Below are 25955 nucleotides of genomic sequence, written 5' to 3'. Positions count from 1 at the left end.
AGTAACGCGTAAGGGGTACGCAGTGAGTTCCGCATCGGACCAGACGGCCGTCCACGCGGCCGGGCTGACCAAGTCCTACGGGCGCGTCACCGTCCTGGACGGCCTCGACCTCCACGTCGCCAAAGGCAGCGTGTTCGCCCTGCTCGGGCCCAACGGCGCGGGCAAGACCACCACCGTCCGCATCCTGTCCACCCTCACCGAACCCGACGCCGGCACCGCCCGCGTCGCCGGGTTCGACGTGACCGCCCAGCGCCGGCAGGTCCGCCGCGCCATCAGCCTCACCGGCCAGTACGCCGCCGTCGACGAACTGCAGACCGGCGAGGAGAACCTGCGGATGATGGGACGGCTGCGCGGCCTGTCCCGCGCCCGCGCCCGCCACCGAGCCGCCGAGCTGCTCGAACGCTTCGAGCTCACCGAGGCGCGCGGCCGCCGCGTCGCCACCTACTCCGGCGGCATGCGCCGCCGCCTCGACCTGGCCGCCGGGCTCCTCACCGACCCCGCCGTCCTGTTCCTGGACGAGCCCACCACCGGCCTCGACCCCCGCAGCAGACGCGCCCTGTGGGAGGTGGTCGGCGACCTCACCGCCTCAGGCGTCACCGTCTTCCTCACCACCCAGTACCTGGAGGAGGCCGACCGGCTCGCCGACCGCATCGCCCTGCTGGACGCCGGACGCGTCGTCGCCGAAGGCACCGCCGCCCAGCTCAAGAGCCGCGTCGCCGGGCAACGCCTCGACCTGACCGCCACCGGGCCCGACGCCTACCGGGACCTGGCCCGCGTCCTGGGCGGCCGCGCCGTCCGGCTCGACCCAGCCGCCCTCACCCTCGGCGCCGCCACCGACGGCACCGCCTCCCACGTGCGCGCCCTCCTCGACGAGATCGACCCCGCCCTTACCGCCGTCGCCCGCTTCTCCGTCCACGACACCACGCTCGACGAGGTGTTCCTCGCCCTCACCGGCCGCGCCCCCGCCGACACCCGCCCCCAGACCCAGGAGACCTCCGTTGCCTGAACTCGCCGCTTGGCCCGTCCTGGCCGGCCGCAGCCTGCGCGTGACCTTCCGCAACCTCGACTCGCTGATCACCGCGCTGCTGCTACCCGTCATGGTGCTGCTGCTGTTCGTCTACCTGTTCGGCGGCGCCATCAACACCGGCACCGCATACGTCACCTACGCCGTGCCCGGCGTGCTGATGCTGTGCGCCGTCTACGGCGCGTCCATGACCGCCGTGGCCGTCGCCGCCGACCTCAACGAGGGCATCGTCGACCGGTTCCGCTCCATGGACCTCGGCGGCAGGACGCTGCTGTCGGGCCACATCACCGCCGCCACCCTGCGCAACCTCGGCTCGGTCGCCATCGTCTTCGCCGTCGCGTTCGCCGTCGGATTCCGCCCCGGCGCCGGACCGGCGCAATGGGCCGCCGCCCTCGGCCTGATCACCGCGTTCATCGTCGCCATGTCCGCGGTGTCGGCCATGGTCGGGCTGCTGGCCCGCACCACCGAGGCCGCCAGCGGCTTCACCTTCTTCGTGCTGTTCCTGCCCTACCCCAGCAGCGCGTTCGTCCCCATCCACACCATGCCGGACTGGCTGCACGGCTTCGCCCGCAACCAGCCCGCGACCCCCGTCATCGAAAGCGTCCGCGGGCTGCTGCTCGACCAGCCCGTCGGCCACCGGCCCGCCGCCGCGCTGGCCTGGTGCGCCGGGCTGCTGCTGGTCGCGGCCGCCTTCTCCGGACCCCTGTTCCGCCGCCGCACCCGCTGACCGGGCCGCCCGCCCGCTACCGGCCGTCCCACAGGCCGGTCAGCGCGACCGCCTCCGCCGGGCTCGCCGCGTACCGGACGCCCGGCGGAGGGGACCCGCCCTCGTCCAGCACCCGCCACCCGCCCAGCTGCACCACCGGGACGCCACCGCGCCGCATCGCCAGCGCCAGCTCCGACAACGTCCCCCACGACCCGCCCACCACGATCACCGCGTCCGCCGAACCGACGATCACCGCGTTCCGGGCCTGGCCCAGCCCGGTGGCCAGCGCCACCGTCAGATCCGGCGACGCGCCGGCACGGTCGGCGCCCGACAGCACCCCCACCACCACACCGCCCGCCGACCGCGCCCCCGCCGCCACCGCGGCCATCACACCGCCATAACCACCGCACACCACCACCGCGCCGCGCCCGGCCAGCAACCGGCCCGTCTCCCACGCCGCGTCCCGCTCGGCCCCGGTGCACTCACCCGGACCGCACACCGCCACCTGCACCGCCATCGCGGCGCCCCGCCCCCGGCCCGGCCCTACTCGGCGCCGTGCCGGGCGGCGATCTCATCGATCCGCGCCGCCAGGTCGAAGTCCTTGCCCGTCAGGCCGCCCGCGCTGTGCGTGGACAACGCGAAGGTCACCGTCCGCCAGCGGATGTCGATGTCGGGATGGTGATCGGCGTCCTCGGCCGCCCGCGCCACCTCCCGCACCAGCTCGATCCCGGCCATGAACGACGGCGCCCGCACCCGCCTCCGGATCTGCCCGCCGTCCCGCGTCCAGCCCGGCAGCTCCCTGAGCCGGCCGGTGATCGCGGCGTCATCGAGCGGCTCGGCCATGCGCCTGCCCCTTCCGTGCTGGTCTCCCGTGCCGGTCTCCCGTGAGCATCTACCCCTCCGGCCCCGCCATCACGAGTGTCACGCGCCGCCGGAGGGCGCGTCGTCACGGGTCGCCGACGCCCACGGGTCAGCGCCGGCGGGCCCGGGCTCCGCCGGCCCCGCGGTGGCGCGGGCGGCCCGGCCGAGCAGCCCGGTGAACGACGTGAGCGCCTCACCGGCCTCGGCCACCTCGGTCTCGGTGGGAGGCGGCACCGGGCGGGCCGTCGCCGCCGTCCAGGTGCTCTTGGTGACATCGACGACCACCTCGCGGGCCGCGTCCACCACGAGCTCGCGCAGCGCGTCCTTCATCGCCAGCCGCAGCGCCTCGCGGATCAGCTCGGCCATCACCGCCTCGATCGCGGTCGCGGCGGCCCGCCCCGCCAGGTCGCGGGCGGTACGGGCCACGGCGCTGCCCGCCACGGCCGACAGCAGCCCACCGGCCGAACGGACGGTGCCGCGGAACCCCTCGCTCGCGGCGATCCCGGTGGCCAGCTCCGCCGCGGCCGCGGCCGCGGCGGCGGTGACCGGCGACACCGCGGCGGCCTCCCGGGCCCGCGCCCCCGCGGTGGCCGCCAGATCCCGCGCCGTGTCACGCGCGGTGTCACGGACGACGCGGAACACCACCTCGCGTCCCACGTCCATCGCCACGTCCGCGGCCACCCCCGCCACCGTGTCGATCACCGAGTCCGCCACGATCCTGGTCGCCTCCCGCACCAGCGGGGCGGTCACCGTACGGCCCGCCACCTCCAGCGCCGTCGCGGTGGCCGCACGCGTTAGCGGATGCCGCGCCGCCAGGCGGGCCGCGGCGACCGCCATCGGGTGCGAGGCGGCCTGCCCCGCGATCGTCATGGCGGTGGTCGTCGCCTCCAGGGCGGCACCCGCCACCGTGCTGGACTCGGCCGCCGTGCGCGCCTCCAGCACCGCCCTCTCCGCCGCGCCGGTGGCGACGCGCGCCGCCGCCTCACGCGCGGCCTGCTCCACCGCCCGCATCACCGGCGTGCCGGAGATCTGCTCCACGATCGTGACGGCGGCGCGCCCGGCCGCGTCGGACGCCGCCCGGCGCACCGGCTCCGACATCGTCCCGGCCAGCCGCGCGGCCTCGGCCGCCGCCGGGGCGAACTCGGCCCACAGCTCTTCCATCCGCTCGGCCGCGGCCCGGTCCAGCCTGGCCGCCAGCGGACCGCCCGGCTCGGGAACCCGCGGCTCCGGCGGAACGACCACGCCCCGCCCGCCCGGCCCCTCGTCCATCCGCTCGTCAGGGCGCCGGTCCGGCTGCTGCGCTGACTGCTGCTCTGGCTCGTCCACGGCCTCGCCCCCACGATGGTCGAGATAGTTCTCAATCACCATAACCGCCGAAGCGCCCGAAGAGTTTCCGGTCGAGGCCCCGCGTCATCGCGGTGGCGGACGGCCCCGCCCTGCCGTACGGTGAGCCGGAACGGGCTCGTGAACCGGGGAGGTGAGATGCATGGCCGTCGCGGTGATGGCTGCTGCGCGCAGCATTCCGGCCATCCTCCTCCCCCGGGCCCGCGGCTGACCCACAGCGCGGTCGGCGGGCCCCTTCACGCAAGGGTTCCCACGTTGACCTCTTCTCCTTCGCACGCCCTGTCCGCCTATGGCTGGAACGGGGACCTGGAACACGCCTTCGCCCCGTACCGCGAAACGGGGCTGGTACCCGCCCGCATCGCCGCCGTCGACCGCGGCCGGTGCGACGCGATCACCGAGACCGGCCCCGTGCGGGCCGACACCGCGCCCGTGGCCTCGCCCGATCCGAAGCAGGCTCCCTGCACGGGGGACTGGGCGGCCCTGAACGCCGGGGAACGGCCCGCGATCACCGCGCTGCTGCCCCGCCGCACCGCCCTGGTGCGGGCCACCGTCTCCCGCGACTCGCACGGCCAGGTACTGGCCGCCAACATCGACACCGTCGCGGTCACACTGTCGCTCACCGCCCGCTTCGCCGCCGGACGCGTGGAACGGCTGCTCGCGCTGGCCTGGGAGAGCGGCGCCCGGCCCGTGATCGTCCTGACCAAGGCCGACCTGCTGGCCGATCCCGCCGCCGAGGCGGCGCTGACCGCCGCGGCCGCCGCGGCCGCGCCCGGCGTGGACGTGGTGTCCTGCAGCGCCTCCACCGGAACGGGCATGGACGCGGTCACCGCGGCCCTCACCGGCACCATCGCGCTGATCGGCCCGTCCGGCGCGGGCAAGTCCACCCTCGGCAACGCCCTGCTCGGCGCCGACCACCTCGCCACCGGCGCCGTGCGCCGGACCGACGGCCGGGGACGGCACACCACCGTCCGCCGCGAACTGCTGCCGCTGCCCGGCGGCGGCGTGCTCATCGACACCCCCGGCCTGCGCGGCATCGGCCTGTTCGACGCCGGCGAGGGCATCCGGCAGGTCTTCGCCGACGTGGAGGAACTGGCCGGGCGATGCCGCTTCGCCGACTGCGCCCACGCCACCGAACCCGGATGCGCGGTGCTGGCCGCCATCGAGGACGGCGCCCTGCCCGCGCGACGGCTGGACGCCTACCGCAAACTGCTGCGCGAGAACGAATGGGCCGCCTCCCGCGGCGACGCGCGGCTGCGCGCCGAGCGCTCCCGCCGCCGCCGGGAGATCACCCGCTCGCTGCGGCAGACCTACACGATCAAGGGGAGGAGGCGGTGACGCCGCGGCCATGGCGGACCCGCCCGGAGACCCCGGCGGACGCCCCCGCGGTCCGCCGGGTCCTGCTGGCCGCCTTCCCCACCGCCGACGAGGCCGGCCTGGTCGACGCCCTGCGCCGCGACCCCGCCTGGCTGCCCGGCCTGTCCTGGGTGGCCGAGACGCCCACCGGCCGCATCGCCGCGTACGCGCTGCTGACCCGCTGCACGGTCGGCGGCGAGCCCGCGCTCGCCCTGGCCCCGGTGGCGGTCCATCCCGCGCACCAGAGACAGGGCGCGGGCGGCGCCGTCACGCGCGCCGCGCTGCGGGCCGCCGGTGAACGGGGCGAACGGCTGGTGGTCGTCCTCGGCCATCCGGGCTACTACCCCAGGTTCGGGTTCACCCCGGCGTCCCGGCTGGGAATCCGGGCGCCGTTCGAGGCGCCCGACGAGGCACTGATGGCCCTCACCCTCAAGGGCCCGGGCGGCGCGGGCGATGTGCCGTCCGGGACGATCCGGTACGCGGCGCCCTTCGGCGTCTGACACCGGCCCCGGGCGGCGCGAGGAGGGCCGCGCCCTTCCCGCCCGCCCGGGGCCGCACGCCCGTCAGCGTCCCTTGCGCCGGTACGTGCGGATCGACAGCGGCACGAACACCACCAGCAGCACCACCGACCACAGCAGCACCCCGGCCACGGGATGCGCGACGGGCCAGGGCACGTCCCCCGTCGCCACGTTCGGATTGCCGAACAGCCGCCGCGCCGCCGCCGTCATGGCGCTCACGGGATTCCAGTCGGCGAGGAACCGCAGCCAGCCCGGCATCCCGTCGGTCGGCACGAACGAGTTCGACAGCATGGTGAACGGCAGGAACAGCGGGACAAGCTGGTCGGCGGTCTGCTCGTCCTTCACCACCAGGCCCAGGTAGCAGCCCACCCAGCTCACCGCGTACCGCATCAGGCACAGCAGCGCGAACGCCTCCACCGTCGGCAGCACGCCACGGTGCGCCCGCCACCCGACCAGCAGGCCCGCCACCGCCATGAGGCCCAGGCCGAGGAAACCGGTCAGGATGTCGGCGCCGGTCTGCCCGAACGGCACCGCCGACCGCGCCATCGGCATCGAGCGGAACCGGTCCATCACGCCCTTGGAGGCGTCGGTGGCCACCTTCATCGTCATCGCCATGATCGAGGAGAAGGTCACCATCGAGAACAGGCCCGGCATCAGGTACTCGCGGTAGTTCCCGCCGCCGGGCACCGCGATCGCGCTGCCGAACACGTACCCGAACAGCACCACCATGACCGCCGGGAAGATCAGCGACGCGATCAGCTGGCCGGGCTCGCGCCGCAGCCGGCTCAGCTCACGGCCGACCAGGGTGAACCCGTCGGCCAGCGTCCAGCGCATCCGCCCCAGCGCGGACAGGCCGCCCACCGCCTGCGCCACGGCCATCACACACCCTCCTTGACCTTCTCGCCGACCTTCTCGCCGGCCCGCTCGCCCGCCGCCTCGCCGTCCCTCCCGGGAACGGCGGTGGCGCGATGGCCGGTCAGCTGCAGGAACACCTCGTCCAAGGTGGGGCGGCGCAGCCCGACGTCGGCGGCGGCGACCCCCGCCCCGTCCAGCTCCCGCACCACGTCGGCCAGCCGCACCCCGCCGCCCCGCAGCGCGACGCTGAGGCGGCCCGGCTCGCCGCCGGTCTCCGGCTCACCGCCGGTCAGGCCGCCCAGCACGCGCGCCGCCAGCGGCACCTGGGCGTCGTCCTCCAGCGCCACGTCCAGCCGGTCGCCGATGCCCGCCTTGAGCGCGTCGGGCGTGCCCTCGGCGATGACCCGGCCGTGGTCGACCACCGCGATCGCGTCGGCCAGATGATCGGCCTCGTCCAGGTACTGCGTGGTGAGCAGGACGGTGGTGCCGTCGGCGACCAGCTCCCTGATCGCCTCCCAGATCTCGTTGCGGCTGCGCGGGTCCAGCCCGGTGGTGGGCTCGTCCAGGAACAGCACCCGGGGACGCAGGATCAGGCTGGTGATCAGATCGAGCCGCCGCCGCATGCCGCCGGAGTACCCGGCCACCTGCCGGTCGGCCGCCCCCATCAGCCCGAACCGCTCCAGCAGCTCGTCGGCGCGGCGCCGCGCCCCGGCCCGCGACAGGTGGTACAGCCGCCCGAACATGCGCAGGTTGCCGCGCCCGGTCAGCTTCTCGTCCACGGCCGCGTACTGCCCGGCCAGGCCGATCAGCTCCCGCACCCGCCCCGCCTCGCGCACGACATCGTGCCCGGCGATCCTGGCGGTTCCGGCGTCCGGGTCCGACAGCGTCGCCAGGATCCGGATCAGCGTCGTCTTCCCGGCGCCGTTGGGACCCAGCACCCCGCACACCGTGCCCGCGGGCACCGCCAGGTCCACCCCGCGCAGCGCGCGGGTCTCACCGAAGCTCTTGTGGAGGCCCTCGGCCACCACGATCGGCTCCGCGATCTCCCCCATCGCCCCTCCAACTGGGTACGTCGTACGCGGTCAGTGCCGACAGCCTAAGCAACTGGGTACGATGTACGCAACGAGGATGCGGTGAGGAGGTGACGCGGGTGAGCGACGAGAGCGGCCGCGAGAGCGCGGATCGGAACGGCGGCGCGGACGAGCACGTGAGCATCTGGATGCTGCCCGAGCGGCCCGCCAGGGGGCCGCGCCCGACCTACAGCCGGGGGCAGATCACCGAGGCCGCGGTGCGCATCGCCGACGCCGAGGGCCTGGACGCCGCGTCCATGCGCCGGATCGCCGCCGAGATCGGCACGGGCGCGATGTCGCTGTACCGGTACGTGCCCAGCCGCGACGACCTGATCGAGCTCATGATCGACCACGTCCTGGGCGAGCTGGACCTGCCGGAGCGGCCCTCGGGCGACTGGCGCGCCGACCTCACCCTGCTCGCCGAGCGGAACCGCGCCATGCGGCTGCGGCACCCCTGGTTCTCCGAGGCCGACCGCGCCCGCCCCTCCTTCGGCCCCAACGCGCTGCGGACGGTGGAGTTCTCGGCGGGCACGCTGGACGTGGGGATCCCGATCGACGACATCCTCGTCCTGGTCGGCCTGGTGAACGGCTACGTGGAGAACAGCGTCCGCCAGGAGCTGGGCTGGCGGGACGAGCAGCGGCGCAGCGGCATGAGCAGGGAGAAGTGGATGTTCCGCACCAGCCCCTACGTCCGCCGGCTCGTCGAGAGCGGGGAGCACCCCATGTTCACCCGCATCGTCAGGGACGCCCGCCAGCCCCACATGGGCTTCGACGCGGCGTTCCGCTACGGCCTGGAACGCGTGCTGGACTGCATCGAGGCCGCCCTGCCCGACGTCCCGGACTAGGCCCGGCCCGTCACCGGTCCAGCCGCCGGTACTCGCGCACCGACAGCGGCGGGAACACCGCGACGGTCACCAGCGGCCACGCCGACGGCGCGCTCAGCGCCTGCCGACGTCCGAGGCGGCCGCGTCCCGCAGGTTCTGCTGGGCGTCTCCGGGCAGCAGGTAACCGGCGCGGACGTTGCGCTTGTCGGCCTTGGCGACAGCCGCCACATACCGGCCGTGCGAGGGGTACAGGCGGTCCAGCCGCGCCCGCTCGAACGGGACGTGCGTGCCGAACAGCAGGCAGAACGTCTCACCGGAGTTGTCGCCGGTGTTCAGGGCGGTCGGCACCTCGACCTGGGACAGCCGGATGCCGCCCAGCGCGAGCCCCAGCTCGTCACGCGGCTTGGAGCCGTCGGCGTTCAGCTCCAGCGGCGGAGCCGACGGCGGCCTGACGCCGCGCTCGATCCACCGGGTCAGGTGGGCGTAGGACGCGGCGACCACGTGGTGCAGCGGGACGCGGCTCCACGGCGGCTGATCGCAGGTGTAGGACGGCGCCTCGCCCAGGTCGCGCCGCAGGATGGGCCTGCGGTACTCCTGGCCGTTCCAGCCGGAGTGGGCCGCGCCGGCGACCTCCCAGCGGCGGAACACCTCGTCGTCGGCGCGCCGCACGGGACTGCGCACATCGGTCTCCGACAGCACCTGGAACACCGGCTCGGCGCCCTTGCGGGACGGCGCGCTGCCCACGATGTTGGCGAACCCGTCGAAGACCGCCTCGGTCTTGGGCAGGACGTTGTCGTAGTACACCGTCATCCGCCCCGCGGACTGCGAGGCCCCCACCGCCAGAACCGTCCTGGCCTTCAACCCGCCCAGGGGCCTGACCCCCTTCGTGGCGCGCAGCGCCTTGGCGACCTGCGCGTACACGTCATAGGACAGCTCGTCGGCGGTGAACCGGCCACCGCCGGTGACGTCCAGGCCGCCGTAGCGGGCGGGACTCCAGCCGCGCAGCTGGTCCACCCCGACCCGCTGCGCGGACACCCCGACCCAGGCGTAGCCGCCGCGGATGATCTGCTCGGCGCTCCACAGGGCGTCCAGGTCGTACCCGGCGGTGACGTTCTGCCACTCGGCCAGCACCGTGCCGTTGAACCTGGCCGGGTGCGCTGGCCTGCGGACGATGACGCGCGTCTTGTAGGGGACGCCGGAGGCGACCCGCTCCCCGGTGACGCCGTAGCCGTCGGCCTTCCCGGAGACGTAGAACTCCTGCTCCACGTAACCGGCGGAGGCCAGGTTCACGTTGGTCGACATCCACGGGTAGGTGTCCCGGACGTCGGGGGCCTTGGGGTCGCCGGGGACGGTGCCGGGGATCGGCCCCTGCACGACGGGGGTGCCGACCTTCCCGGGCGCCGCCCCCGGCTTCGGCCCCGGGGTGCCCGGCGTGGCGGCCGCCGCGGGCGGGGCCGCGGCGGCGCCCACGGCGAGGACGCCGCAGAGCAGGATCCGGGACGTGCGGGACGAGATCATGGTGTGTCACTCCCTCGCGGTGCCGCACCGGCCTTCGCCGGCGCAACCGCGATGATCTATCGGGTCCCCGGGCGGAACAACGGCGAAATCACCGTTCTCACGCGGTCACGCCGCGCGACGGCGGAGCCTGAGGACATGGTCGGCGCGGGTGCCGCGCCGACCGTCCGGCGTGGTCAGCTCGTGATGCGCCGTCTCGTTCACCTCCACCCGCCAGCGGCCCTCCTCCAGCTCGAAGGACCTCAGCATCTCCTCGGGTGTCGGGAACCGCACGCCGCGGTGGTGGCCGCCATCGCCGTCCTGCTCACCCTCCCAGGCGATGAACGCCGCGTGCCCGGCGACCAGCAGCGTGCCGCCGGGCGCCACGGCCGCGGCCGACGAACGCAGGACGCCGTCCACCGGCAGGTCGGCGGGCGAGTGCAGGAAATGGACGGTGACCAGGTCGAACGACCCGGGCGGGAACGAGCGCGACAGATCGTGCCGCCGCCACTCGACCCGGTCGCCGACCCCGGCCCCGGCGGCGTGCCCGGCCGCCCGCCGCAGCGCCACGGCCGAGATGTCGACACCGGTGACCCGCCATCCGCGCCCGGCCAGCCAGATCGCGTCGGCGCCCTCCCCGCACCCCACGTCCAGGGCCGTTCCCGGCTCAAGGTGGGCGGTCTCGCGCACCAGGGTCGGATTGGGCCTGCCGCTCCACACCCGCCGGCTCTTGCCGTAGAACTCGTCCCAGAACCGCTCGGGCGCGCGCTCCGCCCGGTCCTCGGTCATCGGGCGCCCTTCCCCGTCTCCTCGCGGGCACGGCGGGCCTCGACGGCGCGGCGGGTGTCCTCGCCGATCAGCTCCGCGTTGATCGCCGCGGCCGCCCGCACGCCCGCGTCGGCGGATCCGATCACCGTCGCCATCGGGTCCGTCACGTTGCCGGCCACGAACACTCCCGGGACCGAGGTGACACCGCCGGGCTCGGACGGCACGCGGGTGCCCACCGGATGCCCGCCCATCATGAGATCGCTCGTCTCCAAGCCCAGCGCGTCCAGCACGGCCGAACGGGCCACCATGCGCCCCGCCGCCACCAGCGCACGGCGCTCGATCACGGCGCCGCCCTTCAGGCGCACGCCGGTGAGCCGGTCGTCCTCGACCCGCAGGCCCTCCACCTCGCCGTCCACCACGGTGATGCCGCGGGCGGCGAGCTGCTCGTACTCCTCTCCGGTGGGCTCGGGCGCGGTGTGCAGGAACAGGGCCACGTCGCGGCTGAGCTGCCGCCACATCAGCGCCTGGTGCACCGCGAACGGACCCGTGGCCAGCACGCCGATCGGCTGGTCACGCACCTCCCAGCCGTGGCAGTACGGGCAGTGCAGCACGTCGCGTCCCCAGCGTTCGGCCAGGCCCGGCACGTCCGGCAGCTCGTCCACCAGGCCGGTGGTCACCAGCAGCCGCCGCGCCCGGTAGGCCGTCCCGTCGGCGAGCTCCACCTGGAAACCCCCGGCGGGGCCGTCCAGGCGGCGGGCCGAGGTGACCGTTCCGGTCACGACCTCGCCGCCGTAGCCGGCGACCTCCGCGCGCCCGTCGGCCAGCAGCTCCAGCGGGGGAACGCCCTCGCGTCCCAGATAGTTGTGCGCGTGCGCGGCCGGGGCGTTGCGCGGCTCGCCCGCGTCGACCACCAGCACCGTGCGGCGTGCCCGCGACAGCACCAGCGCGCCGCTCAGGCCCGCCGCGCCGCCGCCGACGACCACCACGTCATAGTCGTAGTTCTCGCTGTTGTCGGTCATGGAGCACCTCCACCGCGATACTCGGCGATGCCCGGCACAGGCGGCAAAATCCGTTGCCGTTCCGGCAACTCAGCCGGAACGGGCCGCCAGGTAGCCGTGCAGGCGCCCGGAGCCCTCCAGCATCGCGGTCGACTGCCGGACCAGCGCCTCCTGCCGCTCGGCGATCGCCGCGCGCAGCGCCTCGCTGCTCCCCGTACGGCGCAGGCCGTCCAGGATCACCCGGATCTGGCGCAGCGGGTAGCGGCCCTCCCGCAGCATGCCGATCATGCGGGCGTCGCGGACCTCGGCCGGGCCGTACCGGCGGTACCCCGTGCCCTTCTCACGCTCGGGCGCCAGCAGCCCCGCCGCCTCCCACACCCGCAGCGCCGAGGTACGGACACCGACGTAGGCCGCGACCTCGCCGATGCGCATCCGCGAGCGCGGCAGCTCGGAATGCCCGGGGGCCTGGCGCGCCACGGCCTCCAGCGCCTCCCCCACCTCCCGCAGCGAGGCGCGCTGCTCGTGGATCCGCGCGTGCGCGGCGTCCACCAGCATGAGCGCGCGCGGCACGTCGCCCGCGTGCACCGCCTCCATGATCGATCGGGCGGTCGCCGCCCCGTACCCCCTGGCCAGGGCCTGGTAGGTGAGCAGGGCGCGGCGGTGCTCGGCGGTGAAGACCCGGTACCCGGACGGCGTGCGCGGCGCCGGGGGCAGCACGCCCGCGTCGGCGTAGTTGCGGACCTGCTGGGTCGAGATCCCGCCCGCCCGCGCCAGATCGACCGGGCGCAGCCTTCCCTCGGCCCTGCCGCCCATCGCCGCCTCCTCCCAGGGTTTCTCCCGTCGGTTGAAGGTTAGCGGCCGAAAAGCGCTGGATCGCCGGGTCAGTGGCGCGGAAAAGTCCCAAAAGGAACTTCAATGAGAAACTTGAAGGCATGGAATCCCCCGGCATCGAAGGCGTACCACCCACGGCGCCCGCCCGACCCGTCATCGAGGCACGCGGCCTGCGGATGCGGTACGGGCAGGCCGACGTACTGCACGGACTCGACCTGCGGATCGGGCGCGGTGAGGTGGTGGCGCTGCTCGGGCCGAACGGCGCGGGCAAGTCGACCACCATCGAGATCCTGGAAGGCTTCCGGCGGCGCTCGGCCGGTGAGGTGCGCGTCCTGGGCACCGACCCCGAGCACGGCGGCGAGGCATGGCGGGCCCGGCTGGGCATCGTCCTGCAATCCTGGCGCGACCACGGCAAGTGGCGGGTCCGCGAGCTGCTCGACCACCTCGGCTCCTACTACGCCCCCTACGGGACGCCCGGCCGCCCCAGGCCGCACGACGCGGCCGAGCTGCTGTCGCTCGTGGGCCTGGAAGGACAGGCCACCAGCCTGATCGCCAAGCTGTCGGGCGGGCAGCGGCGCCGCCTGGACGTGGCCGTGGGCCTGGTGGGACGCCCCGACCTGCTGTTCCTGGACGAGCTCACCACCGGCTTCGACCCGCGCGCCAGGCAGGACTTCCACGCCCTGGTGCGGCGGCTGGCCGAGGCGGGCGACACCACGATCCTGCTGGCCACCCACGACCTGGACGAGGCCGAGCGGCTGGCGGGCCGGGTGCTGATCCTGGTGGACGGGCGGATCGTGGCCGACGGCACCCCCGAGGAACTCGGCCGGCGCGTCGCCCGCGAGACCGAGGTCCGCTACACCCTGCACGGCCGCAGGCACGTCCGGTCGGTGGAGGACGCCACCGCGTTCGTGCGGCGCCTGTTCGGCGAGCACGGCGAGGACGTCGCCGACCTGGAGGTGCGCCGCACAAGCCTGGAGGAGGTCTACATGGCGATGGTCCTCACATCCGAGTCGGGACGGTCCGCCGCGCCCATCGTCCCCGGTGCGCCGAAGGCCGGGGAGGTGGCCGCGTGAACCCCAAGGCGGTCGCGGTGCGCGCGGGCGCGCGGCGCGGATGGATCGAGTTCCGGCAGAGCATGACCGACCCGCAGGACGTGTGGAGCGTCATGTTCTTCCCGGCCCTCGCGATGGTCGTGATGTTCCTGCTACGCGGATCCCACGTCCCCGGCACGGGCTTCTCCCTGGGCTCCCACGCGATCCCCGGCGTCCTGGGGATGAACGTGATGCTCAACGGGCTGATGGCGGTGGCCCTGTCGCTGGCCATGGACCGCGAGGACGGGACGCTGCTGCGCGCCAGGGCCACCCCGAACGGGACGACCGGCCACCTGGTGGGCAAGGTGGTCAGCCGGTCCGCGCTGACGGTGGCGGGCGTGCTGGTCCCGCTGGTCGCGGCGGCCTGGCTGTTCGACGGCCTGGAGCTGGGGCGCGCCTCGTCGTGGGTCACGCTGGCCTGGGTGCTGGCGCTGGGCCTGCTCGCGGCCCTTCCCGTGGGCGCGATCCTCGGTTCGCTGTTCGACAACGCCCAAGGGGTGGGCTTGGCGATGCTGCCGATGATGGCGCTGCTGACGATCTCCGGCGTGTTCTATCCCGTCACCGCGCTGCCCGAGCCGGTGCAGTGGATCGCGCAGGTCTTCCCCCTCTACTGGCTCGGTCTCGGGCTGCGCTCGGCGCTGCTGCCGGACGCGCTGGCCGCCGCCGAGATCGGTGACTCCTGGCGGCACCTGGAGACGGCCGGCGTCCTGGGGGCGTGGGCCGTGCTCGGGCTGGCGCTGGCGCCGGCGGTGCTGCGGCAGATGGCGCGGCGCGAGTCCGGGTCGAGCGTGGCCGCGCGGCGCGAAAAAGCCGTACAGCGTACGGTGTAGGCTTCGTTCACCGAACGGAAGGGCACTCCATGGTCTTCACACCCGCCCAGGCGGCCCCCGACCAGGAGGCGGGCACGCGCCCCGCCTCCGATCAGCCCGCCGGGCATCCCGCCGATCACCATGATCTGATCCAGGTCCGCGGCGCCCGCGAGAACAACCTGACGGGCGTCTCCCTGGACATCCCCAAGCGCCGGCTGACCGTCTTCACCGGGATCTCGGGGTCGGGCAAGTCCTCGCTGGTCTTCGACACGATCGCGGCCGAGTCCCGGCGGCTGATCAACGAGACCTACAGCGCGTTCGTGCAGGGCTTCATGCCCACCCAGCCACGTCCCGAGGTGGACGCGCTGCGCAACCTGACCACGGCGATCATCGTGGACCAGGAGCGGATGGGCGCCAACGCCCGCTCCACCGTCGGCACCGCCACCGACGCCTACACCATGCTGCGGATCATGTTCAGCCGGATCGGCGTCCCCTACGTCGGGCCGGCCACGGCGTTCAGCTTCAACGAGGCCGAGGGCATGTGCCCCCAGTGCGAGGGTCTGGGCAGGGTCTCCGACATCGACGTCGGCGAGCTGGTCGACCGGGAACGGTCGCTGAACGAGGGCGCGATCCTGGTGCCGGGCTTCGGCGTCGGCACCTTCTACTGGCAGCTGTTCGGCGACACCGGCCTGTTCGACCCCGACAAGAAGCTGAAGGACTTCACCCCCGGCGAATGGGACCGCTTCCTCCACCGGTCCGCGGAGAAGGTCAAAGTGGGCCGCAACAGCTTCACCTACGAGGGCCTGGTGGTGAAGGTCCGGCGGCTGTACCTGTCCAAGGACCGCGAGTCGATGCGCCCGCACCTGCGCGCGTTCGCCGACCGCGCGGTCAGGCTGGTCGAGTGCCCGTCCTGCGGCGGCACCCGGCTCAACGAGGCCGCGCGGTCCTGCCGCGTCGCCGGCCGCACCATCACCGAGTGCACGTCCATGCAGATCAGCGATCTGGCCGAGTTCGTCCGCGGCATCCAGGACCGCTCGGTGGGCCCGATGCTGGAGACGCTGCGCGAGACCCTGGACTCGATGGTCGAGATCGGCCTGGGCTATCTGAGCCTGAACCGCGAGTCGGCCACGCTGTCGGGCGGCGAGGCGCAGCGCGTCCGGATGGTGCGGCACCTGGGATCCGGCCTCACCGACGTCACCTACGTCTTCGACGAGCCGACCGTCGGGCTGCACCCGCACGACATCCAGCGGATGAACGACCTGCTGCTGCGCCTGCGCGACAAGGGCAACACCGTCCTGGTCGTCGAGCACAAACCCGAGGTCATCGCGATCGCCGACCATGTCGTCGAGCTCGGACCCGGCGCGGGCAAGCACGGCGGGCGGCTGTGCTACGAGGGCGACCTGGACGGGCTGCGCTCCTCCGGCACCCTCACCGGCCGCTACTTCGACCGCCGCGCCCGCCTGCGCGACCAGCCGCGCAAGCCCACCGGGCATCTGCGCATCGAGAACGCCACGCTCAACAACCTGCGGAACGTCAGCGTCGACATCCCCCTGGGCGTCCTCACCGTCGTCACCGGTGTCGCCGGGTCGGGCAAGAGCTCCCTCATCCACGGATCCCTGCCCCAGCGGGACGGCGTCATCATCGCCGACCAGTCGGCGATCCGCGGCTCGCGGCGCAGCAACCCCGCCACCTACACCGGGCTGCTCGACCCCGTCCGCGCCGCCTTCGCCAAGGCCAACGGTGTCAAGCCGAGCCTGTTCAGCGCCAACTCCGAGGGCGCCTGCCCGCACTGCAAGGGGATCGGCCTCATCTACACCGACCTGGCGATGATGGCCGGGGTCGCCTCGGTGTGCGAGGCGTGCGAGGGCAAGCGCTTCACCCCCGAAGTGCTCGCCTACACGCTGAACGGCAAGAACATCAGCGAGGTCCTGGACATGACGGTGACCGAGGCCCGCGAGTTCTTCCCCCGCGGCCAGGCCGGCGCCGTCCTCGACCGCCTGGAGGCGGTCGGCCTCGGCTACCTCGGCCTGGGCCAGCCGCTCACCACCCTGTCGGGCGGCGAGCGGCAGCGCATCAAGCTGGCCATCCACATGGCCAAGAACGGCACCACCTACGTCCTGGACGAGCCCACCACCGGCCTGCACCTGGCCGACGTCGACCACCTGCTCGCCCTGCTCGACCGGCTGGTGGACGACGGCAACACCGTGATCGTCATCGAGCACCACCAGGCCGTGATGGCGCACGCCGACTGGATCATCGACCTGGGGCCCGGCGCCGGGCACGAGGGCGGCCGGATCGTCTTCGAGGGCACCCCGGCCGACCTGGTCGCGGCCCGCTCCACCCTGACCGGGCGGCATCTGGCCGACTACGTCGCCTGAACGGCCGGCCGCCCGGTCAGGCCGCGGCGATCGGGCGGTTGCCGTGGACGAGGCCGTGCGGGTCGTACCGGGCCTTGACCTGGGCGAGGCGCCGGTAGGTGGCGGGCTCGAAGGCCGCGCGGACCTCGTCCACGCCCAACGGGCCGTAGGTGAAAGTGAGCCAGGGGGCGACAGTACGGGAGGCGAACGGCGCCAGCGCCTCCCGGTGGAACGCCTTCACCGCCTCCTCCTGCCCGGGTTCCGGCACGGACAGCACCATCACCGAGTACGAGGCGTCCCGGTGGTCGACGGCGTTGGGGACGCGCGGCGGGCGGGCCAGGGCGCCGCCGAGGTGCCGCAGCCCGACGCCGGTCGGCACCGCCGCGTCCGGGCCGGTCGCCTTGGCGAGCCCGGCCAGCGCCCGCCCGTCCAGGTCGCTCAGCAGCAGGCACCGCGAACGGTAGGGGTGCGGCTGCGCGGGCTCCTGGAAGACCTCGCCGGACTCGGTGTACGGGAGTTCCCGCAGGGTGTCACGCAGCACCGGCCCCGCCGCCTGGAGCGGCTCCACCAGCGACCGCCCCTTCCCTTCCGGACCGGCGAAGGCGATCTGGAGCTGCGCGATCTGCCGTCCCCGCATCGCCTCGGGGAACGGCGGCGCGTCCGGATACACGAGCATGCTGACCGCCGACGTCACCTCCTCCGGGACGGTGCGCGTCCACCGCCGCCAGGCGTCCAGGACGCCGGGGGCCCGCGCGACGTCGAAGAACAGGCTGCCGCCGAACAGGCCCTCGACCGGCATCAGGTCGATCTCCATGCCGGTGACCACGCCGACATCGCCGCCACCGCCGCGCAGCGCCCAGAACAGGTCGGGCTCGGAGGTCGCGTCCGCCCGGCGCAGGCGCCCGTCCATGGTCACCACCTCGAAACGGCGGACATGGTCGGCGGCGAACCCGTACCGCCGGGCCAGCAGCCCGCTGCCGCCGCCCAGCGTGTACGGGACCGCGCCCACGCCGGGGAAACTTCCCGACAGCGGCGCGAGCCCGTGCGGCGCGGTCACCGCGACCACCTCCGCCCAGGTCGCCCCGGCCTCGACCCACGCCGTCCGCGCGCCGGGATCGACGCCGACCCGGTTCATGCGGCGGGTGCCGACCAGCACGCCCCGCGTGGGCACGCCGACACCGTGCCCGGCGGCCTGCACCGCGAGGGGGACGCGCCGCGCGGCCGCGTACTCGACGGCGGCGCGCACGTCCGCCACGCCGGCCGCCCCGACGATCACCTCGGGGCGGTGCGGGCCCAGCAACTGGAAGCCGGTCCGTTCCTCGTCGTATCCGTCATCGCCCGGCACGTACACGGGTCCTTCGGTACGGCCGGCGAGTTCGTGCTTCACGCTCATGCCGCCCACGCTAGGTGCCGTTGAGGACGTAGCTTGTCCTCAAGGAAGGGCACTGTGGGATTCGTGACCGAGACATCGACCGGGACCTCGACGCGCAAGGACATGCCGGGACGGCTGCTGCGCCTGCTGTCCCTCCTCCAGAGCAGGCGCGACTGGCAGGGCGCCGAACTGGCCGAACGCCTCGGCGTCACCGTGCGCACGGTGCGCCGCGACATCGACCGGCTGCGCGCGCTGGACTACCCGGTGGAGAGCACCACCGGCACCGCCGGCGGCTACCGGCTGATCTCCGGCCGCGACCTGCCGCCGCTGCTCCTGGACGACGAGGAGGCGATCGCCGTCGCCGCCGGGCTGGTCACCGCGGCCGGCGGCAGCGTCAGCGGCATCGAGGACAGCTCCAGGCGCGCCCTGGCCAAGCTGGAACGCGTCCTGCCCGCCCGGCTGCGGCCCCGGCTCGCGGCGCTGGGGGACCTCACCGCGTCCGTCCCCTACCGGGGCGCGCCCCGCATCGACCCGGCCGTGCTCGCCGTGCTGGCCTCGGCGGGACGCGACCGGCGTCTCCTGTCCTTCGACTACCGCGACCGGGCGGGCGCCACGAGCCCGCGCCGCGTCGAGCCGCACCACCTGGTCAGCCTGCAAGGACACTGGTACCTGGTCGCCCATGACCCCGACCGCGCCGGCTGGCGCACCTTCCGCGTGGACCGGATCGAACGCCCGGTGCCGAGCAGCCGCGGCTTCGCCCCCCGCGACCTGCCCGCACCGGACCCCGCCACGTTCCTCCGCAGGTCGTTCGCCGAGGCGTCCTACCGGTACACGGCGCGGATGACCGTCGGGCTGGCCGCCGACGACCTGCGCGGCCGCCTGTTCGCGCATCTGCCCGGGGACGTCCAGGACCTCGGCCCGGACGCGTGCGCCGTCCGGATCAGCGCGGACTCCGCGGAACTGGTCACCCAGTACATCGCCGCGATCGCCGCCCTGGACGTCCCCTACACCCTCGACGCCCCCGCGGAGATCACCGGGCGGCTGCACCGTCTCGCCCGCCGGCTGGCCCGGTGAGCGCCCGCGTCAGGCGACGTACTCGGCCAGATGCCGCCCGGTCAGGGTGGACCGGGCCGCCACCAGGTCGGCCGGGGTGCCCTCGAAGACGATCCGCCCGCCGTCGTGACCGGCCCCCGGACCCAGATCGATGATCCAGTCGGCGTGCGCCATCACCGCCTGGTGGTGCTCGATGACGATCACCGACTTGCCGGAGTCGACGAGCGTGTCCAGCAGCCCCAGCAACTGCCGGATGTCGGCCAGGTGCAGGCCCGTGGTGGGCTCGTCCAGGACGTAGATCCCGCCCTTGCCGCCCATGTGGGTGGCCAGCTTGAGGCGCTGCCGCTCGCCGCCCGACAGCGTGGTCAGCGGCTGCCCGAGGCTCAGATAGCCCAGCCCCACATCGTCGAGCCTCTTCAGGATGGTGTGCGCCGCCGGGGTACGGGCCTCGCCGGAACCGAAGAACTCCTCGGCCTCGGCCACCGACATGGACAGCACCTGGCTGATGTCACGCCCGCCCAGGTGGTACTCCAGCACCGACGCCTGGAACCGCCTGCCCTCGCACTCCTCGCAGGTGGAGGCGACCCCCGCCATCATCGCCAGGTCGGTGTAGATCACCCCGGCGCCGTTGCAGTTGGGGCAGGCCCCCTCGGAGTTGGCGCTGAACAGCGCCGGCTTGACCCCGTTGGCCTTGGCGAACGCCTTGCGGATCGGCTCCAGCAGCCCGGTGTAGGTGGCCGGGTTGCTGCGCCTGGACCCGCGGATCGCGCCCTGGTCGATCGACACCACGCCCGCGTCCGGCGGGAGCGACGCCATCAGCGAGCTCTTCCCCGAGCCCGCCACACCGGTGACGACGACCAGCGTCCCCAGCGGGATGTCCACGTCCACGTCCTGGAGGTTGTGCGCGTTCGCGCCGCGGATCTCCAGCGCGCCGGTGGGGGTGCGCACCGTCTCCTTGAGGGAGGCCCGGTCGTCCAGATGGCGGCCGGTCAGGGTGCCGCTGGCCCGCAGGCCCTCCAGGGTGCCCTCGAAGCACACCGAGCCACCGGCCGTGCCCGCGCCGGGGCCGAGGTCGACGACATGGTCGGCGATCGCGATCGTCTCCGGCTTGTGCTCCACGACCAGCACCGTGTTGCCCTTGTCCCGCAGCCGCAGCAGCAGCTCGTTCATCCGCTGGATGTCGTGCGGATGCAGGCCGATGGTCGGCTCGTCGAACACGTAGGTGACGTCGGTGAGCGAGGAGCCGAGCTGGCGGACCATCTTGACGCGCTGCGCCTCACCGCCCGACAGCGTCCCCGACGGCCGCTCCAGCGACAGGTAGCCCAGGCCGATCTCCACGAACGAGTCCAGGCTGTGCTGCAGCGCCGTCAGCAGCGGCGCGACCGACGGCTCGTCCAAGCCCCGCACCCACTCGGCCAGGTCGCTGATCTGCATCGCGCACGCGTCGGCGATGCTGATCCCCTTGATCTTCGACGAGCGGGCGCCCTCGCTGAGCCGAGTGCCGCCGCAGTCGGGGCAGGAGGTGAAGGTCACCGCCTTGTCCACGAACGCCCGGATGTGCGCCTGCATCGCCTCCCGGTCCTTGGACAGGAACGACTTGCGCAACCGCGGGATCAGGCCCTCGTAGGTGAGGTTGGCGCCCGCCACCTTCACCTTGGTCGGCTCCTTGTAGAGGAAGTCGTGCAGCTCGGCCTCGGTGTAGTCGCGGATCGGCTTCTTGGGGTCGAAGAACCCCGACTCGGTGATCAGCCGGACGTTCCAGCCCTTCTCCCCGTACCCGGGGATGGTCAGCGCGCCCTCGGCCAGCGACTTGGAGTCGTCGTAGAGCTGGGTCAGGTCGAAGTCGGTGACCGTTCCCCTGCCCTCACAGCGCGGGCACATCCCGCCGGTGCGGTTGAAGGTCGCCCGCACGGTCTTGCCGGCCCCGCGCTCCACGGTGATCGCGCCGCTGGCCCGTACCGAGGGGACGTTGAAGGAATACGCGCTCGGCGGGCCGATATGCGGCTCACCCAGGCGGCTGAACAGGATGCGCAGCATCGCGTTGGCGTCGGTGGCGGTGCCGACCGTGGAGCGCGGGTCGGACCCCATCCGCTCCTGGTCCACGATGATCGCGGTGGTCAGGCCCTCCAGCACGTCCACCTCGGGCCGCGCCAGCGTCGGCATGAACCCCTGCACGAACGCGCTGTAGGTCTCGTTGATCAGCCGCTGCGACTCCGCCGCGATCGTGTCGAAGACCAGGGAGCTCTTGCCCGAGCCCGACACGCCCGTGAACACCGTCAGCCGGCGCTTGGGGATCTCGACGCTGACGTCCTTGAGGTTGTTCTCACGGGCGCCGTGCACACGGATCCAGTCGTGGCTGTCGGCGGCGTGCGGCGCCGCCGGCCGCTCCTCCGCTCCTGTGTCCCTGCTCATCGATCTCTCCATCCGGTCACGCTGTTCACGCAGGACCGCCTCCGCCGGCCTGGTGTCGCCGGCCTCGGCACGGCCTTCGTCCACCCGCCGGCCGGGAGCGGCGCCCGGCCCAACGTCCCTGGGTAACGGCCAGGTTCGTCCGGCCGCCCGGGGGCTGCCCGTCAGGGTAGCCGGGGTCGCCACCCGCTCCGGCCAGCACGAACGGAGGCGTCCATGGCGGTCACGCTAGCCACGCCGCGACGCCCCCGCTTCTCGATTCCTGACCGGTCCTGCCCTTCCTGGATTGATCGGCTTGGGTCCCGACGACCTGTCACGACCCGCATCCGGCCGCCCAGGCGCGAGATGGACCTTTGGCACAACCCATCCCGCCGAAGCGGACACGTTCCCAGCCACATGACCGGAGGAATGGTGGACGGCTGACGGGTTCCGGGCCGACCTGCCGGTGTTAGGCGATTTGAGTTCGCCTATAGGCGAACTCTTAGCGTCGGGGCCATGGCAGAGGACAACTTCGACAGCCGACTCCGGATCGCCGTGGTGATCGGCAGCGTGCGCAAGCCCAGACTGGCCGACCCTCTCGCTGCGTGGCTGGAGCGCGACCTGACCGCGATCGACTGGCTCGACCTCGACATGATCGACCTGGCAACGGTCTCGCTGCCGATGCACGAGCTGCAACCGGCCGGTGCGGCCGCGTCCCCGGTCGCCGGCCGGCTCGCGGACGCGGACGGGTTCGTTTTCCTCGTTCCGGAGTACAACCACAGCTTCCCCTCGTCGGTGAAGAACGCAATCGATTGGCACTTCACCGAGTGGGCGTACAAGCCGGTCGCGTTCGTTGGGTACGGCGGTTCCGGCGGCATCAGAGCGGTGGAGCAGTTGCGGACCGTCTTTCCCGAACTCCGTGCGGCCAGGATCCGCGAGTCGGTGCTCATACCGATGGCGTGGGAGCACCTGGATGCCGAAGGCCGTTTCGCTCCGCCGCCTCGCTCTCGCGCGCGGCGCGGTCGCGGGCGGCGGCGGCCATCCCGGTCAGCACCGAGCGCAGCGCCGCCAGCGGCGTCGGCAGGACCCTGCGGCTATGGAAGATGCGGTGAGCGTTCAGCGTCGGAGCGCCCAGTGCGGCGCCCAGGTTCGGGCGGTGTCGGGGGCGGCCGCTGTGGCGGCGAGGTGGGCGCGGAGGGTGGGGAGCGCCGGGTGGGGGTTGTCCCGGTGCCACAGCAGCGAGTGCGGGTAGACGGGCGTCGGGTCGGTCACCGGGATGCGGCGCAGGCCGTGGCCGGCGGGCCAGACGAGGCGGGTGTGCCCGCCCATGAACGTGGCCAGGGCGGGGGTGTCGGCGACGGTGTCCAGGAGCGCGTCGGAGCCGAAGTTGGGGCCGGTCGCCTCGATGGTGATGCCGAACTCGGCGACGAGGTCGTCGTAGTAGGCGGCCCACTCGGTGCCGGGGACGATGCCGGGCATCCAGATCCGGTGCCCGGCGAGCCGGGCGAGGGACACCGACCGGGCAACTGCTGCTGGTCTCGGTCGTCGTCGCGGCGGCCGACATCACCTTCCGCGCGGCTTCGGGCGCGTACCTGAAGACGTTGCTGCCTGCCGAGGACCTGCTCGTCGCCAACGCCCGCTTCGAATCCACCACCTGGACGACCACGATCGTCGGGCCGCCTCTGGGCGGCGCGGCGATCGGGCTCTTCGGTCCGGTGGCGACGGTGGTGGCCGACGCGGTCAGCCATCTCCTCTCGGCGCTGGGCATCCGCGCGATCGGCGGACATGAGCCGCGGCCCAAGCGCCGCGAGGCCGCGCCCATGCGCGCGGGGGACCTGCTCGATGGTTGGCGGTACATCCTCGCCGACGCGACGCTGTGCCCGCTGTTCGTCAGCACCGCCCTGTTCAACGGGCTGTTGATGGCCGCCGACGCGCTGCTGGCCGTCCTGATGCTCGACCGGCTCGGGTTCACGCCGTGGCAGTACGGCCTGGCCTTCGCCGCGCCCGCGCTCGGCGGTCTGCTCGGCGCGCGGCTGGCCCGGCCACTCGTCACCCGGTTCGGGCGGCACACGGTCTTGGTCGTGGCCGGGACGCTGCGCGCGCTGTGGCCACTCGGGCTGGCCTTCGTGGGGCCAGGTACCGCGGGACTGCTGCTGGTGATGGGCGTCGAGTTCGGCCTCGTCTTGTGCTGCGGGATCTTCAACCCCGTCTGCGCCACCTACCGCCTCGAACGCACCCCGGCCGACCGGGTCACCCGCACGCTGACCGCCTGGACGGTGACCACCAGGGCCACCACCGCGCTTTTGATCGCCCTGTGGGGCGTCCTGGGCAGCCTGCTCGGCCCGCGCACGGCCATCGGCCTGGCCGGCGTGCTCCTGCTGGCGAGCCCGCTGCTCCTCCCCCGCCGCACGCCGACCGCTCTCCCCGGGGCTCCGCTCCCGAAGGTGTCCCCAGCCGCGGGTATCGATCGTTAGTGGAGGCGCTACGCCCTCCAACGATGCCTCCCGCTCAGTAGCCTGCCGTCAGTTCGGTGGCGCTCGCGGTGGGCGGGTGGCCGTTGCGGCGGCCTTCCAGGTCGTCGAGGATGGCCGCGGTGGCCGTGGCTCCGAAGCGGGTGGCGCCGAGCCGGTGCAGGTGCAGGAGCGCGTCCAGGGTGCGCACGCCTCCGGCGGCCTTGACCTGCACGTGGGAGGATACGGTGCGTCGCATCAGGGCGATGTCGGCGGCCGTCGCGCCGCCTGGGGCGAACCCGGTGCTGGTCTTGATGAAGGCCGCGCCTGCGGTTTCGGCGGCCTTGTACCCGGCGGTCTTGTCCTGGTCGATCAAGTAGGCGTTCTCGAAGATCACCTTGACGGGGAGTCCCTCGGCGGCCTGAACGACGGCGGCGATCTCGTTCCGTACGAACGCGACGTCGCCGCCGCGCAGGCGGCCGATGTTGATCACCATGTCGATCTCTTCCGCTCCCAGGGAGATCAGTTCGGTGGTCTCGAGGACCTTCGCCCGCGTGGTGCCGCTGCCGTGCGGGAAGCCGACGACCGTGCCGACGCGAACCTGGCTGCCGCGCAGCGTGGCGGCCGCGGCCGCCACGTCGGCGGGCCGCACGCACACCGACGCCGTGCGGTACTCCAGGGCGGTCGCCAGGCCGTCCTCGACCTCGGCCGGAGTCAGTTCGGGCCGCAGCAGCGAGTGGTCGATCATCTTCGCCACCTCCTCGTACGAGGGCAGGGGGCCGTCCCAGCGCGGGACGTCGATCGAGGCCACGGACATGATGCTCTCCTTGGGTCGCCCGAGGTAGGTTGTATATACAGCCTATACAGGTCCGGGCGACGGTGTCGACTGTCACACTGGGAGCCGACATCCGACTGAGGGGGAACGCATCCGCCATGGCCGCGTCGCAACCGCTGTACGAGCGCATCGAGAAGCAGCTGCGCCGACGCCTCGAAGGCGCCGCCGACGGCGATCCGTTCCCCTCCGAATCGCGGCTGGCGCAGGAGTTCGGTGTCTCCCGGATGACGGCGCGCGCCGCTCTGGTCCGGCTGGAGCGCGACGGCCTGCTGGAGCGGGTCCCCGGGCGGGGCAGCTTCGTGCGGCACGCCCCCGCCGCCCGGCCGGTCGGCACCCTGCTGAGCTTCCATGATCAGGCCCGCGCCCTCGGCAGGACACCACGTTCCCGGGTCCTGGAGGCCACCGTGCGCCCTGCCTCCCACCAGGAGAGGGCCGCCCTCTACCCGGCCCTTACCACGCAGCCCGCGTCCGTGGTCGCCATCAGCCGCGTCCGGCTCTTCGACGACCTGCCCGTGGCCATCGAACACGCCACTTTCCCCGCCACCCTCGACGCGCTGCTCACCGCGGACCTGGAGACCGGATCACTGCACCAGACCCTCCGCCGCGCAGGACTGCACCCGACCCTCGGCTCCTCCGTCCTCACGGCGCGCACGGCCGACGACGATGCACCCGAACTCGACGTCGACCGCACCACGCCGATGCTCGTCGAGACGCGCTCCATCATCGACCAGCATGGGAACCCTCTCGAATACACGATCAGCTCCTACGTGGCGCACCGCTACGCGCTCAAGGTCGACTTCTCCGTCTCCGCGCCCGGCCATGCCTCGGACCGGGGCGACAGCGGCGGCGACGCGGTGAGCCGCCCAGCCTGACGCCTCACCCGGCCTCCATTCGATTGACGGCATGGTCCAACGACACCAGGATGGGGCTCGGCCCGTCTTGGAGGAGAGCGCC

24 protein-coding genes and 1 pseudogene are annotated in these 25955 nt (G+C 73.5%); 12 read left to right on the top strand and 13 right to left on the bottom strand.

All coding sequences use genetic code 11. The annotated features are described in order from the left end of the window. Positions 1-22 precede the first annotated feature (22 nt). Complete coding sequence (locus ACGWYJ_RS17810; protein ID WP_395107133.1) at positions 23-1006, top strand: ATP-binding cassette domain-containing protein; 984 nt, start codon at positions 23-25, stop codon at positions 1004-1006. After that, positions 999-1751 carry an ABC transporter permease gene (locus tag ACGWYJ_RS17805; RefSeq protein WP_395107132.1) on the top strand — a complete coding sequence of 251 codons (753 nt, stop codon included), beginning with the start codon at positions 999-1001 and terminating at the stop codon, positions 1749-1751. Before ACGWYJ_RS17810 ends, ACGWYJ_RS17805 begins: the two co-directional genes overlap by 8 nt. A gap of 16 nt (positions 1752-1767) precedes the next feature. On the opposite strand, the gene ACGWYJ_RS17800 is transcribed toward ACGWYJ_RS17805, so the two are convergent. The 3 genes from ACGWYJ_RS17800 to ACGWYJ_RS17790 all read right to left on the bottom strand — a co-directional run bounded on the left by ACGWYJ_RS17800 (position 1768) and on the right by ACGWYJ_RS17790 (position 3917). Next, positions 1768-2247, bottom strand: coding sequence for a TIGR00725 family protein (locus tag ACGWYJ_RS17800; RefSeq protein ID WP_395107131.1), 480 nt, complete (start codon positions 2245-2247; stop codon positions 1768-1770). A gap of 26 nt (positions 2248-2273) precedes the next feature. Continuing rightward, the gene (locus tag ACGWYJ_RS17795; protein WP_395107130.1) at positions 2274-2573 is read right to left on the bottom strand and encodes a 4a-hydroxytetrahydrobiopterin dehydratase; all 300 of its coding nucleotides are present in this window, start codon (positions 2571-2573) and stop codon (positions 2274-2276) included. Positions 2574-2651: 78 nt separating this feature from the next. Next, positions 2652-3917 (bottom strand): hypothetical protein, encoded by a 1266-nt coding sequence (locus tag ACGWYJ_RS17790; RefSeq protein ID WP_395107129.1) that lies wholly within the window; start codon positions 3915-3917, stop codon positions 2652-2654. A gap of 273 nt (positions 3918-4190) precedes the next feature. Here ACGWYJ_RS17790 and rsgA point away from each other — a divergent pair, with 273 nt between their 5' ends. Both rsgA and ACGWYJ_RS17780 read left to right on the top strand, forming a co-directional pair. After that, on the top strand, positions 4191-5270 hold the full coding sequence (rsgA, locus tag ACGWYJ_RS17785; RefSeq protein ID WP_395107128.1) for a ribosome small subunit-dependent GTPase A: 1080 nt from the start codon (positions 4191-4193) through the stop codon (positions 5268-5270). Further along, positions 5267-5788: a GNAT family N-acetyltransferase gene (locus ACGWYJ_RS17780; RefSeq protein ID WP_395107127.1), complete on the top strand. Its 522-nt coding sequence runs from the start codon at positions 5267-5269 to the stop codon at positions 5786-5788. The genes rsgA and ACGWYJ_RS17780 overlap by 4 nt, the downstream gene beginning before the upstream one ends. Before the next feature lie 63 nt (positions 5789-5851). Here ACGWYJ_RS17780 and ACGWYJ_RS17775 read toward each other — a convergent pair whose 3' ends face one another. Together ACGWYJ_RS17775 and ACGWYJ_RS17770 are read right to left on the bottom strand one after the other, a co-directional pair. Next, entirely contained in the window at positions 5852-6685 is an 834-nt protein-coding gene (locus tag ACGWYJ_RS17775) for an ABC transporter permease (RefSeq protein WP_395107125.1), read from the bottom strand. Beyond that, positions 6685-7713 (bottom strand): ATP-binding cassette domain-containing protein, encoded by a 1029-nt coding sequence (locus ACGWYJ_RS17770; protein WP_395107124.1) that lies wholly within the window; start codon positions 7711-7713, stop codon positions 6685-6687. The genes ACGWYJ_RS17775 and ACGWYJ_RS17770 overlap by 1 nt, the downstream gene beginning before the upstream one ends. A 98-nt stretch (positions 7714-7811) precedes the next feature. Between ACGWYJ_RS17770 and ACGWYJ_RS17765 the strand changes: the two genes are divergently transcribed. Continuing rightward, a complete protein-coding gene (locus ACGWYJ_RS17765) occupies positions 7812-8576 on the top strand; it encodes a TetR/AcrR family transcriptional regulator (RefSeq protein ID WP_395107123.1) in 765 nt (254 codons plus the stop codon). 93 nt (positions 8577-8669) lie between these two features. On the opposite strand, the gene ACGWYJ_RS17760 is transcribed toward ACGWYJ_RS17765, so the two are convergent. From ACGWYJ_RS17760 to ACGWYJ_RS17745, 4 genes are all read right to left on the bottom strand, one after another. Further along, positions 8670-10073 (bottom strand): alpha/beta hydrolase domain-containing protein, encoded by a 1404-nt coding sequence (locus tag ACGWYJ_RS17760; protein ID WP_395107122.1) that lies wholly within the window; start codon positions 10071-10073, stop codon positions 8670-8672. A 105-nt stretch (positions 10074-10178) separates the two neighbouring features. After that, on the bottom strand, positions 10179-10838 hold the full coding sequence (locus ACGWYJ_RS17755; protein WP_395107121.1) for a class I SAM-dependent methyltransferase: 660 nt from the start codon (positions 10836-10838) through the stop codon (positions 10179-10181). Then, entirely contained in the window at positions 10835-11836 is a 1002-nt protein-coding gene (locus ACGWYJ_RS17750) for an NAD(P)/FAD-dependent oxidoreductase (protein ID WP_395107120.1), read from the bottom strand. Before ACGWYJ_RS17750 ends, ACGWYJ_RS17755 begins: the two co-directional genes overlap by 4 nt. A 69-nt stretch (positions 11837-11905) precedes the next feature. Continuing rightward, a complete protein-coding gene (locus ACGWYJ_RS17745) occupies positions 11906-12628 on the bottom strand; it encodes a MerR family transcriptional regulator (protein ID WP_395107118.1) in 723 nt (240 codons plus the stop codon). A gap of 119 nt (positions 12629-12747) precedes the next feature. On the opposite strand from ACGWYJ_RS17745, the gene ACGWYJ_RS17740 reads away from it, so the two are divergent. From ACGWYJ_RS17740 to ACGWYJ_RS17730, 3 genes are read left to right on the top strand one after another with little or no spacing between them, the layout of a single operon-like run. After that, positions 12748-13719, top strand: coding sequence for an ABC transporter ATP-binding protein (locus tag ACGWYJ_RS17740; protein ID WP_395107116.1), 972 nt, complete (start codon positions 12748-12750; stop codon positions 13717-13719). Further along, on the top strand, positions 13716-14567 hold the full coding sequence (locus tag ACGWYJ_RS17735; protein WP_395107115.1) for an ABC transporter permease: 852 nt from the start codon (positions 13716-13718) through the stop codon (positions 14565-14567). Before ACGWYJ_RS17740 ends, ACGWYJ_RS17735 begins: the two co-directional genes overlap by 4 nt. Positions 14568-14596: 29 nt before the next feature. Further along, on the top strand, positions 14597-16924 hold the full coding sequence (locus ACGWYJ_RS17730) for an ATP-binding cassette domain-containing protein (protein ID WP_395107113.1): 2328 nt from the start codon (positions 14597-14599) through the stop codon (positions 16922-16924). A gap of 16 nt (positions 16925-16940) precedes the next feature. Here ACGWYJ_RS17730 and ACGWYJ_RS17725 read toward each other — a convergent pair whose 3' ends face one another. Continuing rightward, complete coding sequence (locus ACGWYJ_RS17725; RefSeq protein WP_395107112.1) at positions 16941-18296, bottom strand: FAD-binding oxidoreductase; 1356 nt, start codon at positions 18294-18296, stop codon at positions 16941-16943. Positions 18297-18359: 63 nt separating this feature from the next. Here ACGWYJ_RS17725 and ACGWYJ_RS17720 point away from each other — a divergent pair, with 63 nt between their 5' ends. Further along, on the top strand, positions 18360-19349 hold the full coding sequence (locus tag ACGWYJ_RS17720) for a helix-turn-helix transcriptional regulator (RefSeq protein ID WP_395107110.1): 990 nt from the start codon (positions 18360-18362) through the stop codon (positions 19347-19349). 9 nt (positions 19350-19358) lie between these two features. On the opposite strand, the gene ACGWYJ_RS17715 is transcribed toward ACGWYJ_RS17720, so the two are convergent. Further along, positions 19359-21740: an ATP-binding cassette domain-containing protein gene (locus ACGWYJ_RS17715; RefSeq protein WP_395107109.1), complete on the bottom strand. Its 2382-nt coding sequence runs from the start codon at positions 21738-21740 to the stop codon at positions 19359-19361. 492 nt (positions 21741-22232) lie between these two features. Here ACGWYJ_RS17715 and ACGWYJ_RS17710 point away from each other — a divergent pair. Then, positions 22233-22667 (top strand): annotated as a pseudogene (locus tag ACGWYJ_RS17710) (NADPH-dependent FMN reductase); the annotation flags it as partial. A gap of 165 nt (positions 22668-22832) precedes the next feature. On the opposite strand, the gene ACGWYJ_RS17705 reads toward ACGWYJ_RS17710, so the two are convergent. Beyond that, positions 22833-23231 carry a hypothetical protein gene (locus tag ACGWYJ_RS17705; protein ID WP_395107172.1) on the bottom strand — a complete coding sequence of 133 codons (399 nt, stop codon included), beginning with the start codon at positions 23229-23231 and terminating at the stop codon, positions 22833-22835. A gap of 11 nt (positions 23232-23242) precedes the next feature. Between ACGWYJ_RS17705 and ACGWYJ_RS17700 the strand changes: the two genes are divergently transcribed. Beyond that, the gene (locus ACGWYJ_RS17700; RefSeq protein ID WP_395107171.1) at positions 23243-24190 is read left to right on the top strand and encodes an MFS transporter; all 948 of its coding nucleotides are present in this window, start codon (positions 23243-23245) and stop codon (positions 24188-24190) included. 34 nt (positions 24191-24224) lie between these two features. Here ACGWYJ_RS17700 and deoC read toward each other — a convergent pair whose 3' ends face one another. Continuing rightward, the gene (gene deoC, locus ACGWYJ_RS17695; RefSeq protein WP_395107108.1) at positions 24225-24983 is read right to left on the bottom strand and encodes a deoxyribose-phosphate aldolase; all 759 of its coding nucleotides are present in this window, start codon (positions 24981-24983) and stop codon (positions 24225-24227) included. Between the two features lie 116 nt (positions 24984-25099). On the opposite strand from deoC, the gene ACGWYJ_RS17690 reads away from it, so the two are divergent. Then, complete coding sequence (locus ACGWYJ_RS17690; protein ID WP_395107106.1) at positions 25100-25873, top strand: GntR family transcriptional regulator; 774 nt, start codon at positions 25100-25102, stop codon at positions 25871-25873. The last annotated feature ends 82 nt before the right edge of the window (positions 25874-25955 follow it).

The organism is Actinomadura sp. SCN-SB, assembly GCF_043906805.1.
GTDB lineage: Bacteria > Actinomycetota > Actinomycetes > Streptosporangiales > Streptosporangiaceae > Spirillospora.
Note: the sequence above shows the minus strand (reverse complement) of the source record. Positions and strands in the feature narration are given on the sequence as shown.